At 33.3% G+C, this 17,184-nt stretch carries 13 protein-coding genes; 8 read left to right on the forward strand and 5 right to left on the reverse strand.

The window, feature by feature from the left end:
* Positions 1-22: 22 nt before the first annotated feature.
* On the reverse strand, positions 23-976 hold the full coding sequence (locus N3Z16_RS03695) for a PHA/PHB synthase family protein (protein WP_341850341.1): 954 nt from the start codon (positions 974-976) through the stop codon (positions 23-25).
* Between the two features lie 12 nt (positions 977-988).
* Positions 989-2,902 (reverse strand): IS630 family transposase, encoded by a 1,914-nt coding sequence (locus N3Z16_RS03700; RefSeq protein ID WP_282486778.1) that lies wholly within the window; start codon positions 2,900-2,902, stop codon positions 989-991.
* Positions 2,903-4,330: 1,428 nt separating this feature from the next.
* Between N3Z16_RS03700 and N3Z16_RS03705 the strand changes: the two genes are divergently transcribed.
* Together N3Z16_RS03705 and N3Z16_RS03710 are read left to right on the forward strand one after the other, a co-directional pair.
* Complete coding sequence (locus N3Z16_RS03705) at positions 4,331-6,439, forward strand: Rne/Rng family ribonuclease (protein ID WP_282486780.1); 2,109 nt, start codon at positions 4,331-4,333, stop codon at positions 6,437-6,439.
* 89 nt (positions 6,440-6,528) lie between these two features.
* A complete protein-coding gene (locus N3Z16_RS03710; protein ID WP_282486782.1) occupies positions 6,529-6,972 on the forward strand; it encodes a hypothetical protein in 444 nt (147 codons plus the stop codon).
* Positions 6,973-6,992: 20 nt separating this feature from the next.
* On the opposite strand, the gene N3Z16_RS03715 is transcribed toward N3Z16_RS03710, so the two are convergent.
* Positions 6,993-7,223, reverse strand: coding sequence for a BolA/IbaG family iron-sulfur metabolism protein (locus N3Z16_RS03715; RefSeq protein ID WP_223939610.1), 231 nt, complete (start codon positions 7,221-7,223; stop codon positions 6,993-6,995).
* A gap of 274 nt (positions 7,224-7,497) precedes the next feature.
* Here N3Z16_RS03715 and rsfS point away from each other — a divergent pair, with 274 nt between their 5' ends.
* The 3 genes from rsfS to N3Z16_RS03730 all read left to right on the forward strand — a co-directional run bounded on the left by rsfS (position 7,498) and on the right by N3Z16_RS03730 (position 10,096).
* Positions 7,498-7,830, forward strand: coding sequence for a ribosome silencing factor (rsfS, locus tag N3Z16_RS03720; RefSeq protein ID WP_223939611.1), 333 nt, complete (start codon positions 7,498-7,500; stop codon positions 7,828-7,830).
* Positions 7,831-7,893: 63 nt separating this feature from the next.
* Positions 7,894-9,624, forward strand: coding sequence for a cation:proton antiporter domain-containing protein (locus N3Z16_RS03725; protein WP_282486784.1), 1,731 nt, complete (start codon positions 7,894-7,896; stop codon positions 9,622-9,624).
* On the forward strand, positions 9,617-10,096 hold the full coding sequence (locus tag N3Z16_RS03730) for an SH3 domain-containing protein (protein WP_282486785.1): 480 nt from the start codon (positions 9,617-9,619) through the stop codon (positions 10,094-10,096). The genes N3Z16_RS03725 and N3Z16_RS03730 overlap by 8 nt, the downstream gene beginning before the upstream one ends.
* A 339-nt stretch (positions 10,097-10,435) precedes the next feature.
* Here the strand turns inward: N3Z16_RS03730 and N3Z16_RS03735 are convergent, their stop codons facing one another.
* A complete protein-coding gene (locus tag N3Z16_RS03735) occupies positions 10,436-11,749 on the reverse strand; it encodes an IS5 family transposase (RefSeq protein WP_282485558.1) in 1,314 nt (437 codons plus the stop codon).
* A 225-nt stretch (positions 11,750-11,974) separates the two neighbouring features.
* Positions 11,975-14,494, reverse strand: coding sequence for a valine--tRNA ligase (locus N3Z16_RS03740; protein WP_282486955.1), 2,520 nt, complete (start codon positions 14,492-14,494; stop codon positions 11,975-11,977).
* Positions 14,495-14,551: 57 nt separating this feature from the next.
* Between N3Z16_RS03740 and N3Z16_RS03745 the strand changes: the two genes are divergently transcribed.
* The 3 genes from N3Z16_RS03745 (at position 14,552) to N3Z16_RS03755 (ending at position 16,988) form a co-directional block, all read left to right on the forward strand.
* A complete protein-coding gene (locus tag N3Z16_RS03745; protein WP_282486786.1) occupies positions 14,552-15,406 on the forward strand; it encodes a UbiA family prenyltransferase in 855 nt (284 codons plus the stop codon).
* Positions 15,407-15,504: 98 nt separating this feature from the next.
* Complete coding sequence (locus tag N3Z16_RS03750) at positions 15,505-16,236, forward strand: Bax inhibitor-1/YccA family protein (RefSeq protein WP_223938507.1); 732 nt, start codon at positions 15,505-15,507, stop codon at positions 16,234-16,236.
* Between the two features lie 29 nt (positions 16,237-16,265).
* Positions 16,266-16,988, forward strand: a complete 723-nt coding sequence (locus N3Z16_RS03755; RefSeq protein WP_282486788.1) for a competence/damage-inducible protein A — start codon at positions 16,266-16,268, stop codon at positions 16,986-16,988.
* The last annotated feature ends 196 nt before the right edge of the window (positions 16,989-17,184 follow it).

Below are 17,184 nucleotides of genomic sequence, written 5' to 3' on the forward strand. Positions count from 1 at the left end.
GACTAATAGCATTATTTCTAAGTTATTTTACATAGCTTCCAGGGGCAGGCTCAATCATAGGAAGAGAATTGTAGTTAATAGATTTAATTAATTTCCCGCTATTAGCTGATAACCATTTATTCCAACTATTCCACCATGATCCATTATGAATTTTTGCGCTTTCTAACCATTTATCCGGATCATCTAAAATATTACTACTCATCATGTGGGAGTATTTATTACTGGTAGCTGGGTTGATAACACCGGCTACATGCCCCGCTTCAGTAAGGCAGAAAGTCCGTTCTCCCCCAAATAGTTTTACCCCTTCATAAACTGATTTCCAGAGAGCGATGTGATCACTTTTTGCGGCAAGAGAAAAACTTGGCACATCAATGTGGGAAAGATTTATTTTTACTCCTAACATTTCAATGCATTCGGGGTTTTTAAGCAAGTTATCAATATACATATTTTTTAGGTAATATATATACATTTTCGCTGGCAGATTGGTTGAATCCGAATTCCAATACAATATATCAAACGCAACCGGAGATTTGCCCAGTAGATAATTATTTACGAAATATGACCATACTAAGTCGTTAGCTCGGATTAAGCTAAAACTATTTGATAAGTATTGCCCATCCAGATACCCTACTTCAGATACTTTATTTTCTATATAACCAATTGTGGATTTATTGATAAGAGCACCTATCTCACCAGGAGTAGAAAAATCCACTAAAGTAGTAAGGAAAGTAGCGCTATTTATGATATTACTATTGTGTGCCTTATAATAGGATAAAGCTATAGCAAGCAAAGTACCGCCTATACAATAACCGGCTGCATTAACTTTTTCAAAGCCTAATTTTTGTATATGTTCAAGAGGTTCTATTACTCCTTGGTGTAAATAATCCTCAAAATCTTTATCGGCTAGTTCTTTTGTTGGATTAACCCAAGAGACAAGAAAAACCTGAAAATTGTTTTCTACTATTAACCCACCAATTAAATACCCGACTTAGGCGGCATATTTTACTTCTTTCGCCTGAAATAATCTTTTGATATGTTCTGGGTTATTTTGCAGAGTCCTTAGGTAAGATTTTAAATTCCCTTGGAGTTCAGATTTTGTAAGAGGTATATGTTTCCTATTTACATTTCTTTTTAAATCGTTGTTTAAATATTCATCCGGATTATGTTGCGGAGTATACGGAGGCAGAAAAAATAAAGAAATTTTCTTTTTATGTTTCCGAGTCCATATTTGTACTTTTTTGCTATGATGAACCTTGAGATTATCTAGGATTAAGAAGATTTTTTTCTTGGAGTATTTTACCAACCTCCGTAAAAATTCTATAAATACATTTGTTTTTAGTGTCTCTTCGTACAGCATAAACCTTAGCTTACCGTTATTTGTAACAGTGGATATCATGTTTATACTAAATCTCTTCGATTTATGAATCACAACAGGGGTTTTTCCTTTTAAAGAATAGCTTTGTAATACCTGACACTCTTGTTTTATCCCTACTTCGTCGCACCAATGTATTTCTGCCTTTTCATATTCTGCTTGCTTGGCTATTGACGGATATTCTTCATCTAACCAAAATTGAACCCTTTTGGGTTGCTGCTCATATGCTAACTTCTTTGGCTTTTGTGCAGTATACCCCCATCTTCTTAAATATTCGCCTATTGTACTTAGGGGAAGAAAAAATCCACAATGTTTTTTGATGAGTGCATTAACTGATTTTCTTGACCATAATGCTGATTTGATATTGTGATCTTCTGGTCTAGAGATATTTACGTACCCTTGTATTATTTTACTTTGATCTTCGGTTATAAGCCTTTTCTCTCCTATCTTTCTACCTCTTAACTTCCCACTAATTGCGTACTTGTCGCCTCTCTTTTCCCTCCTTACCCATTCATTTACTGTCTGGCGACTCACTCCTATTAATTCACCTACCGACGATTGACTCTCTCCTCTTTTTACTAGTTTTAGAGCAATCTTTCTCATCGACGCTTGTGCGCTTATTGATAATTTCCTAAAATCTTCACTTTTTGACATTATTGCATTATACAAATTCCTTCCTTCTTGGCAATAGTTATGTCGGGTATTTAATTGGTGGGTTAATAACCATTTAATTAACGAATTTTCCTCAGATAAATCCAGTATGTAATATTTATTAATCCAGGGTGGCAATATAAATATAGGAATTGAATGCACATTTTTTTTGGAAGCATAACAAATCAATTGTATCAAATCATTCTGGAAAATTACCTTTCCTTTTGTAGTTGCCAGATTTTTACCAATTTTAAAGTAAGATTTATCTGTAGTAGAAATAGTTAGTAAAGAGCCTGATTTCTTAATATCTAAAAGGAAATTTTCCATTCCTTTAACAATGTTGCTCATCCCACTTTCTAGAGATTCTCTTATTACTTCTGGATTGCTAAAAGCAAAATTTGAAGGGGAAAGAGCATCGATAAACTGGCTGGTTATAAACTCTAGAAACCTTTTTCCGTCATTATCCAATTCATATTGTCCGACGGTTTTCTTTATCCAGTCCGCAGAAATCATGTAATATTTCTTAATGAATGCAAAATAAAGACTTTGTTGCCATGCAGGATCTCTGAACCTTTTATCAGTAAAAGAGAGATCTTGCTGATCATCTGATTTTTTTCCCGTAAATTTTGCTACTGAATCAGCGATTAGTTTTTGCAAATTATGGATATATTCCAGATTTATATCGGTAAACTTTTCAGGATGCTCAAAAATTTGCTCAAATAATTTACTAGCTATTTCCGTAGATTTATCGGCGTCGTACAAATCAGATGGCATTGGAGGCAAGGACTTATTTTGTGCAAGCTGCATAATTATTTCCTGATAATATATACCAGCCTTTTTAATATTTTCTATAACATCATCTCCAGATATTTTAGACATTTTTATATACTTACCATTTTTCTAACTGATTTCTCTGATAACGATACAGGTAATAAAGAAGTGTAGTACCTAGAATAAGACAAATAGGAATTAAAAAATTATATCTATCGTCATTAACGTCAGCATTTTCTGCGGCTATATAACTGCAGAAATATCCTACAGCTCCAGCTAGCGTGTATAATATTATTGCTAACTGTAAATAAAAATCGGTAAATTTTGCAGCTATTATTAAGAGATTAGAGCAAAAATATAAATATAAAAATATAGTTATCAGAAACCAGGAAATTGAGCTTAACAATATATCATTAGACCAAAAAGATATCGAGCTAAACATAAGTAATAAAGCAGTAATACATGCTATATTGATTTTATGTGGGTTGTAATTAAAAATAAATTTTGATAAAAAAACTGCAAGCAACAATATACCAGCAAAAATATAATACCTTATGTTCGATACCGATATCATCAATAGGTTATCAGTGAATTTATACGTTTCATACCCATAAAACACTGTCATTGTAATGTAAAAGATAGAAAAAGATGCTAATAATTCTAGATCTATATTTTTTAGCACTATCAAGCTATTTACTGGCTTGGTTTTTAACTGATGAAAACAAGAGCTTAGCAAAAAACTACACAAGAAAATTGTTATTGGTATGATATTTACTATGACCAGTATACGTATCAAAACTAAGTCAGGAGAGTCTGTTCCTAGAAATATATAATATAAGACTATTTGTGCTAAAAAATATGCTATAAAAATACTAAAAAGAAAAAAGGCTATAGAATATTTATGAGTTATTCTCTTATCGCTGAATATATAATAAAGCAAAGAAGTTATAATAACCGAATTGGTGAGAGAATAAATCATAGGATAAATTTTCTGGAATAACTCAGAAAATGTGGAGAAACCTACATTATATACGCTTAAAGCATAAATTAACAAATTAAAAATGATAATTTTCTGGAGGTGAAAATAATTACTAAAAAAAAGTAGCATTAAACTGCCTATGAGGTAGCCCAGTATATCATAATGGTATACTTGGTCTAAAAGACCGGCAGGAATTTCCTTAAAAACCAAAACTTGTTCTACTACCTGAATATTTACTATTGCAGCAAACATATATGTCGTTATGCAGATAAAATAAGGAATAGATGCCTTATAATTAATCTTTGTATTCATAAATATTTATTTGCTAAAATATCGATGGTGGTATATAAATTTCGTTTAGACTGTGGTCATTTAGCGAATTAGTTTAACTAAAAAGACGCATATCTAATAAACCTAAAGAGTATACTAATTATTGAAAAAGCTAAAGCCTTTAGCAATTAATTAAATGTATATTGAGGGCAATTGATGCAAGTTTGCTATCAATTCGAATCATTTTAGTATCCACAGGTAAAGAATTTAGAAAAAATTATTTTGATATGAAAAAAAGAATTTTAATAGATGCCAATTTCCCTACAGAAACAAGGATCGTTTTACTTGATAAAAATAATAATGTAGAGGACGTTGAATATAGTTCGGTCAACAAAAAACAGATCAAAGGAAATATATATTTAGCCAAAGTAACTAGAGTAGAACCTGCCTTGCAAGCTGCTTTTGTTGATTATGGCGACGAAAAAAGCGGGTTTCTTCCTTTTAATGAAATCCATCCTGATTATTATAATATTCTAGCCAGAGATAAAAAAGGTGATACCCCTTCATGGAATGAGCTCTTTCCACCAGAAATTACTTCTGAGGATTTGATGCAGACAAAGCAGCAAAATATCGGGAATGACGTTATAGATAATGACGAAATTGATATTAGTAAAATAGAGAAATTAGTTGATGAAAAAATCCAGTCAGATTTTGATATAGAAGTCGAAGATAACGAAGTAGAAAGTTTTTCTAAAGAAGATGTACATAGTGATACAAGAAAAGCTTATAAAATACAGGAGGTTATAAAAAAAGGACAGATTCTTTTGGTACAAGTTACAAAAGAAGAGCGGGGCAACAAAGGCGTTTCACTAACAACTTACATATCGCTAGCTGGAAAGTATTGTGTATTAATGCCTAATAAGCCACTGCAAAATGGTATTTCACGCAAGATTTCCAATCATGATGAGAGAAAAAGATTAAAGGATATTATTAATAGCTTACTTTCCGGAAAAAACAAGGAAACCTCTAGTGTTATAGCCAGAACCGCCGGGGCTGGTCACACTTCATTAGATATCAAAAAAGATTATGAATATCTAGTTAAACTGTGGAATCGGATTAGGGAAGCTACCCTTAAGGCAAATGCTCCTTCCTTTATTCATCAAGAAGACGGTCTCATATTGAAAACAATTAGGGACATGTTTGACCGCAACGTAAAAGAGGTAATAGTCCAAGGTACTACAGCTTTTAATATCTGTGTAAAATTTGTAAAAGATATTATGCCATATGCTTTAAATTCGATAAAAGAATATAAAAGTAATACGCCAATTTTTACTAAATTTAATGTTGAAGATCAACTGGCAAAATTATACCAACCGATTGTTCAGCTGCCATCTGGGGGGTATATAGTCATTAACCCTACTGAAGCATTAATTTCAATAGATGTAAATTCTGGTAGAGCTACCAGTGAGCGCAATATTGAAGAAATGGCTTTAAAAAATAATCTTGAAGCAGCAAGGGAAATAGCAAGGCAAGTAAAACTGAGAGATTTATCAGGGTTGCTTGTCTTAGACTTTATAGATATGGCCGAGGTTAGAAACCGTAAAATAGTGGAAAGAACTTTAAGAGAGTTTTTAAGCAAAGACAAGGCAAGGATACAGACCTCTCATATTAGTAGTTTCGGTTTGCTTGAGATGTCAAGACAGAGACTACGACCGTCTTTTTTAGAAGTAAATTCCAATATATGTCTGCACTGTAGCGGTAAAGGAATCGTACGAGCCGATGAGTCTAATTCAATGTTAATACTAAGAACTATAGAAAATGAGATTTACAATAATAATTACAATGTTGTAAATGTTTATGGGATTGCTTCATCAATGCTATATCTGCTCAATAACAAAAGAGAAGAAATAGCTTTTATTGAGAAAAAATATTCTATAAAACTTAACTTTCACATTGATAAAGAAGCAACAGCTGATAGCTATTCAATAGAAAAAATTAAATTATCAGAAAAAAACAAATCAGAAAGTACAGTTAAACAACCATTATTACAAGATATTAACGAAATATATACCGAAAATTCAGAAAGTAAAAAAACAAACCCTAAAAATAAAAAGGTTCAGAAACATAATCTAGTTCAGCAAAATCATTATAATGAAGAGGATTTAAAATCTGAGGTTGTTGAAAAAACTGAGGCTAGCGAAGGTGCTAAAGATATCGATACTAACAAAACTAATGATCAAGAAGAAGTAATTGCAGCAGAACCATTATCTACTGACCGTAATAAGCATGTTAGTAAATCTAGGAAAAGAATTAACAGAAGAAGAAGTAATTCACAGAGAAATAAAAATTTGAATAATGAAAATCAGGATAAAACTGTTGTTAATAATAGAGAGTAGTACCTTATTTTAATAACAACATGAAAATAAATCATCTCTTTTTCGCATCAAAAAATATCAAGATATTATTTTTTATGCTTGCCTTTTTTATGCAGGTTTCATGCGGTTTTAGACCTGCTTATAAAGCTGATGCGTATAACGAGAATTTTCTTACATTTGTTGAAATAACCCCTATGAGAACTATTGAAGGAACAAATTTTTATAATCATCTAAAAAGCATTTTTCCGTCAGCGAAGAAGAGCCTTTATGTGTTGAATACGAAATTGTCGTTTAGTAACTCTTATAATGTTATACAGAGTAATTCTGATATTCTTCGGGAAACACAAAATATCAACGTTACCTATCAATTGATTGACAAAAAAGACCTAAAAGTCTTAACTTACGGTACTTTCTCTAAAATGAGCTCCTACAGTACTAATTTTTCGTTATATTCCAATTCGGTTATAAGACAGGATTCTATGTCTGACTTAGCCGAGAATGCAGCTGAGGAAGTTCGCAATAGATTATTAATGTTTTTTAGTAAAAACCATTGATAGAAAAACAACTTTATTTTCTAATAATGTTTGGTTTTAATAGTGATAGCATGAAGCTTACTATGTAGTACTTCTGCTAAAGCTGTGTTAACTAATTTATGCTGTTTAACTAATGGAATATTTTTAAATGAAGGATCGTTTATTTCTAAAGAATAATGATCTTGGTCTCCGGCTAAATCCTTTAATTTTATTTTTGCATTAGGAAATTTTTGTTGTAGTATTAACAATAATTCTTCTTCGGAAATGGCCATATGTAAAAGTCTTGTTATTTAAGAAATTATATAATGGAAGCTACAAAAAAAATTTATAATTTGCAATCTTTAAATGTTCTAAAAAATACCGGTACTCTAAAAATTCTTTTAATTTGTTTTATTTGATAGGCAGCTAAGAAAATATTCTATATGTATTAGAAAATTCAAACCATTCCTTGCGAAATCCCAAACTAATAATATAATAATTCACAAAGGAGTGGTGGATATTAATTTCATCCTCTTAGATTAAATAATTATTAACAAATAAAGGCTAATGATTGATACTCCAAATGAGCTAAAGGACTTTATTGTCAAAATATTAGAAGATAAAAACGCTCAAAATATTACAGTACTTAAACTTGGCAATGAAATACCACTGGCAACATATATGATTTTTGCTAGTGGTAGATCTACAAAAAATATAACGGCAATCGCAGAACATATAGTGTATGAATTAAAACATACTGCGCAGTGGCCGGCTTCTGCTGAAGGTCTTAACAATTCAGATTGGATTTTACTGGATGCGGGAGACGTTATCCTTCATATTTTCCATCCTGAGGCAAGAGAAAAATTTAAACTCGAAGAATTATGGAGCAAGAAAAAATAAGGATATAATATATCCTAAAGATGTAAGATATAAATGTAAATAAACTTAAAATTAGAGAACTTAATGCAGAGTCAGGTTTTAGTCGTAATTATTATGCTAATCGCAGCTGCAGTATTTGTGGTTGCTATTTTCAAAAGATTGAATCTGAGCCCAGTACTTGGTTACCTAGTTGCTGGAGCCATGATAGGAGATCATGGTATGAAAATTATTGCTTACGAACAAACTACTTTGCTTGCTGAATTAGGAGTCGTATTTTTATTATTCGCTATTGGGCTTGAACTTTCTATAGAAAGGCTCAAAGTTATGAGACGATATGTTTTTGGTCTTGGATCTTTACAAGTATTTATTACCGTACTTCTTATTGCTGGTTCTATAGTTCTTGTAACAGGGGATAATGATTCTGCAATAATTATCGCAGGTGGTCTTGCATTGTCTTCAACTGCAATAGTAATGCAAGTAGTTAATGAAACAAAAAGCCAGTCTATGCAAATAGGAAGGGTTTCTCTTGCTATTTTACTGTTACAAGATTTTGTTGTTGTACCATTACTTGTTATTGTGCCTATACTTGGAGGTAATGGAGAAGAACCACTATTAATTGTGCTTGTTTATTCACTTTTAAAGGCCGTGGTTGCCCTGGGAGTTATTTTTATTGCCGGTAGATTATTACTCCGGCCTTTGTTTTCTTTCATATCTTCGGATTCAGGTAGCGAGAGTAGTGAATTACCGATTGCCGTAACTTTATTAGTAGTTCTTTCAGCTTCTTGGGGAACGGAGCATTTTGGACTATCTCTTGCTCTTGGAGCTTTCGTGGCCGGAGTTCTTGTGGCTGAAACCGAATTTAGAGTTAAAGCCCACGAAAGTATTTATCCCTTTAAAAGTTTGTTGCTAGGCCTTTTCTTCATGAGCGTAGGAATGAAGATTGATGTAATGGAAATATACTCACAAATATCAACAATAATTACTTTTTGCTTAGCTTTGATCCTTTTAAAAGCAATTATTATTTCTGGGTTATGTATATTATTTGGCTTTAATAAGGGCGTAGCCGTTCATGCCGGGTTATTACTTTCTCAAGGGGGAGAATTTTCGTTTATTTTATTTAATCTTGGTAAAGAATATGGAGTTCTTGAAGAAAACGTTGCAAATATTTTATTGCTTGTTGTCACTTGTTCAATGGCTTTAACTCCCTTACTTGCTATGATGGGACAGAAATTTGCCGAAAAAATAGAAAAGGGACTAGGAAGAACTCCAGAACAAGTTATTGAATATGGGGCACGAGACCTAGCTAATCATGTTATTATTGCAGGATTTGGTAAAGTAGGCAAAATGGTAGCAAAAGTCCTTGAAGCAGAAGGAGTAAATTATATAGCACTGGATGTTAACGGCGAGGTTGTTGCAGAAGAGATAGCTAACGGCTTACCGGTTTTTGTAGGTGATGCGTCGCAAATAAGCAATTTAAAGGCCGTTGGAGCTGATAGAGCCTTAACTATTGTATTAACAATGAACAATGCAATTACCATCAAAAAAACAGCTAAGGCTATTAAAAATAACTTTTCTTCTCTTGAAGTTATTGTTAGATTAAAAGACTTAAAGAATTGTACGGAATTTTATGATATTGGAGTAACGACGATTATCCCTCAAGATTATGAAACTGGTTTACAGCTTGGCGGTGCTGTTCTGAAATCTGTAGGTATCAGTGAACATGAGATTAATCGGATAAAAACTCAATTTAGAGCAGGAAGTTATGTTGTAGTTAAACAGGACAATACTTTACTTGAATCCGAAGAAGATGAATAGGATATTTGCTTGTTTAATTTTGTGGATAAATATTAGTTCTCTAGCTTTTGCTGATATTTCCAAAGAAAAGTTACCAATTCCAAGGTTTGTAACAATTAAATTTGACGAAGTAAATGTAAGAACCGGGCCCGTGATAGATTGCCCTATTGAGTGGGTATTTATTCGCAAAGGGGAACCGGTAGAGATAATAGCTGAATATGAGCAGTGGAGAAAAGTACGGGACATACATGGAGAAGGTGGCTGGGTACATGCAAGTGCTTTATCGGCTAAAAGATCGGTCATCGTAGTGTCAAAAAATATTACTCCTCTAATTGCTTTACCTGGTCGTTATGATGATGTAGTAGTTCAGCTAAAACCTAAGATTCGGTGTAATTTGATAAAGTGCAAAGAGGATTGGTGTCAAGTGGTGTGTAAAACCTACAAAGGATGGATTGTAAAAAAACTTCTCTGGGGTATCTACCCAGATGAGTGAATCAATGACATTGAAATGAAGTAAGGTTCATTTTTTTCTGACGGTAGGATTTAAGTGCCTATTTTGAATCTACACACTTAAAAAGACAGAGCCAAATCCAATCCAAAGAAATTTAACTTATTTGCAGTTCTCGTTAATTAGTCTTTCCGTCAAAATTCTAAATTTTTGATGTAGTTTTAATAATTTTAAAAGTCAATCATCGCATTTTTATTTTTTTGGGGTATTTTTTTACCAAAAATATAAAATTTAGGTGCTATGATGGCAAAAATTCACAATTTACTCATGATTCTCTCTTGAGCAATGCTAATTGCTTAAATTATTAAGATTTTCGGAAAATTATTATGCGGTGGATTCTTTGAGAATATTAGTGATTCTACGCAAATTCAAGCCAACGGCAGAGATAAGCGGATTAACGATATCTCCAATTATTCCCTTAAGGTAGTTTCTACCCATACGACCAAAATTCTTTAGATGACCTATTATCGGTTCAATTGCACTTCTCCGCTTTTGCATCTTTTTGTCATCGGTTGATAAAGCTTTCTTGGTCTTGGCGGTAAAAACCTTGCCTTTTTCTTTGAAGTTATGGCCGGTGTAACCAAGATCTACAAAAATTTTGCTAGTCTCCGGACTTAGCTTGCGCAGCTCCGATACCGTTTGATCTAAAGTATGTCCGTCGTAGGGGTTACCGTGAAAAGATTTAACCCCAAGAATAAAGTTGCCTCGGCCGCTTACTGCAATCCCGACTTTGTTACCAAATTCGTAAGGTTTATTCATTTTACCCTTGCCGATACACTCTACCTCCGGAGCATGAAAGCTATAGACTATCTTATGCTCTTTTTTATAAATATCCTTGTCCTTTTTCTTAAGCACAGACTGGGCATGAATATTTTTAACTCTCGTAAAAATGGCGCTATCCTCAGCAGATAGTTCTAATTTTGATTTTTCTATACCTCTCCAGCATATACGGATCAACCTACCTAAGCGGACTTTTAAGCTTATCATTATTTTTCTACGTTGCCTTGCTTTACTATCTTCCTTGTACTTCCAAAGCTTGATCGTCTTATATTTAAAACTCTTGGCGTATGTCTCGTTAAGCGAAATACCAAGTCGTTTACAGAGATCTACTACTTTTGCTCTTGCGGTCTCCATTAAATGTACGTCATGTGGATGTTTGATATTCTTAATCTGTACAGTCGTATCTATAATCGCCGATTCCAAGTCTTTTTTTTTGAGTGCTCCGACCTTCAGTCCTATACGCAAAAGCTCTTTTAGAATCTCTTTATATCCTTCCTCTCCCAGAGCATTGCGGAATCTACGTATAGTCGCCTCCGATACGTCAATATCTTGTTGCATATACTCATAGCCGCAAAAATATTGCCAATATATATTTTCCTTTAATTCTTCCTCCGTAAACGAATCAGAACCGTTATACATAGCTTGCAGCATTGATAGTCCTAGCATTACTCTATGATCCTTCTTATTTCTACCGAATTGCTTGATTTCAACCTTAGCTAATGCCAGCGCTTCAAGTTCAGACCAATTTACCAAATCTCTCAGTTTATATAATTTGTTTTTGCGATTTAGTTGTATAGATAATTTTTCACCAAATAATCTTTCTTGTTTTTGAGAAAAACTAATATTTTCTATAGGCATATACTTTAAAATCCATAAGCTTTATGCGCTAATTATAACATTTTCTTATGGATTTCGTAAGCCATTTATAACATGAAACCCCTTCTAATTCAGGGGTAGAGAGTTTTGACGGAGAGACTAATTACTCCATTTACGCTAATAAACTAGTACTACCTTACTATTACTGAACCAGTAGTAACCCAATCAAGTTTAAACCCTTATCAATAAAAAACCAAAATTGTTCTTCTAGTATACAACATTAATTTGTAAGTTCTTACCTTGTAAGTTCTGGTTCTGTGAGGTTAGTTGCTCTACATATAAAATCTCTTTCGCAGATGTTACGTTTTTTAAATCCGATATCAAATTATCTGGTAACATGATTCCTTCAATTTCTATATAACTTATTGGTGATTTAATTGACAAATTATCTTGAGCTTTAATCTTTCTAACTAATTCAAGAATCTCAAGTAAATCTTCTGATTTAGTTTCATCTATATCGGTAAATTTAGCTTCTCTAACATTAGGCCATGAACCTCTCATATGAATACTTTCTGAATTATCTTTAGCATAAAGTATATGAAATAATTCTTCAGTAATATGTGGAACAATAGGAGCAAATAATTGTAGTAAGGTTTTTAGAGTATGGTATAAGGTTAAATGTGTGCTTAACGCTCCTTCATCATCTTCCCCGTTTTCGTTATAAGCTCTAGTTTTTGTAATTTCTAAATAATTATCGCAAAACAGCGCCCAGAAAAATTTTTCAGTTTTATCTATTGCAGTTGCATATTCATAATTTGTTAATTCCTGGTCAGCATAATCTACTAAATCTACTACTTGATTCACTAAATATTTATCAAAATCTCTAGTAATTTTATGCTTTACCTCACAAAGAGAAAGCGCTTTATCACTATCAGATATTTTGTCAAAATGAGTGCTCGCAAATTTAGCTGCATTCCAAAGCTTGTTTACCAATCTCTTGCCGTTATTAATAACATCCTCAGAATAAGCAGTATCTGTTCCTAATTTTGAACTAGCACACCAATATCTTATAATATCAGAACCATGTGCTTCCAGCAATATTTCCGGAATTAAAACATTGCCTTTGGATTTTGACATTTTACTTTTGTCTTGCGCCAGACACCAACCACTAACCATTATATCCTTCCAAGGTAGAGTATTTTCATGTAAGTAAGCTTTAAGCATAGTATAAAATGCCCAAGTCCTTAATATTTCATGTGCTTGAGGACGTAAATCTGCAGGAAATAATTTTTTATGCCGATGCTCATCTACCATATGATTATTTGAGACACCATGGGAGTTTAATTGAGGTGAAACAGAACTTGTAGCCCAAGTATCCATAACATCATAGTCTGGTATTACTTCCTCTTTTTTATATCCTTCTGGTAAGTCAACAAGTGGATCAACAGGCAATTGATGAATTTTTGCAAATATTGGTTTTCCTTCTTCTCCGGCACGCTTGGAATACCAAACTGGAAAAGGTACGCCGAAATACCGCTGGCGTGAGATACACCAATCCATTCCTATTCCCTCTATCCATCTATCAAGCTTAATTTTCATAAATTTCGGATACCAATTTAACTCGTCAGACTTTTTTAACAGAGCTTCCTTGTGAATAATAGTTTTTATAAACCATTGAGGGGTAGTAAGAATTTCAAGAGGAGCACCAGACCTTTCAGCACATTTTACTGTTTGGAATTTTTGCACCTGGTTTACAAGTAGGCCTTCTTTCTTTAACAGTTCAATGATTTTACTGCGTGCTGCGGTAACTGTAAGACCAGTAAGTTGAGCAGCGAATTGCTCAGCCTTTATCTTGTTAGCACAGCTATTGTCAAATTGTATGTTTTCTATTCTTCCTTGTTTACTTATAATAATATTAGTTGGTAGTTTATGCTTTCTCCACCACGCAATATCTGTTTGATCACCAAATGTACAGCACATCACTAGACCAGTACCTTTTTCAGGGTCAACCATATCGTCAGCAAGTAAGGGAACTTTAACGTTAAATAAGGGGGTGAAAGCAAATTGACCTTCTAAGTAATTGTACCTTTTGTCTTCAGGGTGAAAAAAAACAGAGACACAAGCCGGTAGTAATTCCGGCCTGGTAGTAGCAATTGTTATTTTATCACCATTTTCCAAAGAAAATAAAATATCGTTCATGAAAGTGTCTTTCTCACGATCTTCGATTTCAGCCTGGGCAAGGGCTGTCTGATCAACAGAATCCCATAACATTGGCTGAGAATCACGATAAATCTGTCCTTTTTCTATTAGATCTAAAAAAGACATTTGGGAGATTTTACATGAAAGTGGGTTAATAGTTTGATATTCTAGATTCCAATCTACTGATAAAGCTATCCTATTAAACAAGGCTCTAAATTTTGTTTCTTCTTTGGCTATAACCTCATTACAAATATTAATAAACTCTTTTCTGCTTACAGAATTTGCCCGAATGTTTTTTTCTTTTTCAACCAACCTCTCTGTTGGCAAACCATTATCATCAAAACCCATTGGATAAAATACATTCTTCCCTTTCATTCTTCTGTGTCTTACAATAAAATCTGTATGTGTGTAGCTATATACGTGGCCAATATGAAGCTGGCCGGAAACTCCTGGAGGTGGAGTATCAACTATAAAACTGTTTTCTCTTGCTTCTGACTTGGACCAGTGGTATATAGCGTTTTCTTGCCAAAAAATTTGCCATTTCTTTTCACTTTCGTCGAACTTGTATTTTTTGGGGAATGACATAATAATCAATTTGTAAGTTAGTTTAATTTTAGAATAGAAATATATTATAAATAACCAAAAATGCCAAAGATTTTTTCTACGATAGTAGAGCTACTCCGCCTTAATAAGCCCGTAGGTTATTTACTGGTTTTTTTCCCTGCGTTATTTGGATTGTTCTTAGCTTATGAAGAACCTATTGATTTATACTATATGCCAGTACTTTTTATTGGAAGTGTTCTTGCAAGAAGCTCCGGTTGTGTGATAAATGATTTTTTTGATAGAGATTTTGACAGACAAGTATTACGCACAAAAAATAGACCATTAGCAAATAATACAATATCTACAGAACTAGCCCTAATCATTTTAGGTTTATTGCTTCTTTTAACTATGTGGACACTTTTATACTTTACGATTATCCCTATAATTATCGGGATAATTGCATTTTGTATGATTGTGATATACCCGCTAATGAAGCGTTTTACTTATTTTCCCCAGGTTTTTTTAGGGCTGACGTTTAATCTTGGTTGCTTAATCAGCTATGCAGAAATTAAAGACGATATTTCTTTAGGAGCGTTGTTAATGTATACTGCTTGTGGGTTCTGGACATTTGGTTACGATAGTATTTATGCGTTCATGGATATCAAAGATGATAAGGCTGTAGGAATCAAATCTTCAGCTATTTTTTTAGAGGGCAAATATTATAAGTTATTCATCTTTTGCGCTTATATTATATTTATTTTTCTTTATATAGTAGCAAATTTATCATCTAATAATTACTTAGGGGTAATAGGAGTAGTAGCTTTTCCTATACTGTTGTGGCAAGTAAAAAGCCTAGATATTACCGATCCCAATAATTGTTTAATAAGGTTTAAATCTAATATATATGTGGGATTTGTTATGGCTTTTTGGATGTTGCTCGGATGCTTACTCAATTAGAGCTATAGAGATTAAAATGGATATGAGCTTGAAAAAAGTATATATTAAACCTATATTATAACATTAGGTACTTAAAATTAGTAATTTAGAGGTAGACTATGATTGATTACACAAAATCCTTTGTTAAAGATAAAGGCAGCTTTGATGAAGGGCTAAGAAATTACATGCTCAAGATATATAACTTTATGGCAATAGGCCTTCTTGTTACTGGAGTGTTCGCTTTTTCAACCCTAAATTTCCCTCCGCTTGCCAGTTTGATGTTTAATATTGGCCCAAATGGTGAATTTATGGGAACGTCTGGTTTGGGAATGCTTATATCTTTTGCTCCTTTGGGAATTGCTATATATTTCTTTATGGGCCTTGGTAGAATGTCAGTAAATACTGCACAGACTTTGTTCTGGGTTTATGCAGCGGTTATGGGGATGTCATTATCCTATTTAGGCCTTGTATATACTGGACAGTCGCTGGCTCGGACATTTTTTATATGTGCATCTGTATTTGGTGCTATGAGCCTTTATGGTTACAGTACAAAAAGTGATTTAACGTCAATGGGTTCTTTTCTTATAATGGGATTGATCGGTTTAATAGTTGTTTCTCTTGTAAATATTTTCTTGCGGAGTCCTGCTATTGATTTTGCGACTTCTTTTATTGGTATAGCTATATTTATGGGACTGACGGCTTGGGATACTCAGAAATTGAAAACCATTTATTATAGCTCAGGTGGTGGAGAAATGGGGCAAAAAATGGCAGTCATGGGTGCTTTCACATTATATTTAGATTTTATTAACTTGTTTCTGTATATGTTAAGGTTTTTTGGTGATAGAAAATAGATATAAAAATATAACTTAATTTACCTTATATGAAAAACCCAAGTGCGGCCGTATTAATAATAGGTAATGAGATACTATCAGGCCGCACTTTAGACATCAATACTCAAACTATAGCAAGAACCCTTGAAAAAATTGGGGTAACTATAAAAGAAGCTAGAACTGTTCCAGACGAAAAACAAGCTATTATAGAATCTGTGTTGGCGTTGAGTCAAAAATATAATTATGTTTTTACTACTGGCGGGATCGGCCCAACTCATGACGATATTACCAGTCTTGCCATATCTGAAGCTTTTAGTGTACCTTACGTTCTTAGCGAAACTATTTATAACCTTTTAGAACAATTTTACCAAAGCCGGGGAGAGAAAATGAATAAGGTCAGAGAAAAAATGGCTTTTATTCCAGAAGGAAGTACTTTCATAAAAAATGAGGTAAGTAAAGTACCTGGTTTTGCTATTAACAATGTTTATTGTTTAGCAGGCGTACCCGATATTATGGAATCTATGCTAAATTCTATCATCCCCTTTCTGGAACATGGCAAGGTTGTACGTAGTACATCGCATACTGTGATGATTGGAGAAAGCAAAATAGCAGAACGCTTTGAGGCTTTGCAAAATAAATATCCTTCTGTTGATATGGGAAGCTACCCATTTACAAGGGAAGGTATACATGGAACTTCTTTAGTGCTTAGATCAAGCGATTACGTTAATCTAGAAGCGGCCTTTCTGGATTTAAAAAACCTGATTAAGGAATAATCCGATAGGATTAGCGACATCTTCCAAAAAAAGTAATTATAGTGGATATATCCCGTAATGTTACGGTGAATCGAGAGGATTTGTATTTACTTTTGGCTATGAGAACAGATATTAACACAAAATTTCTATTAAAATAGTGTGTAATTTGAAATTCGTGAAAGGCCACATTACCTCTACACCTATTAAATTTAGAAAG

This window comes from Candidatus Megaera polyxenophila, from assembly GCF_029982035.1.
Lineage (GTDB): Bacteria > Pseudomonadota > Alphaproteobacteria > Rickettsiales > Rickettsiaceae > Megaera > Megaera polyxenophila.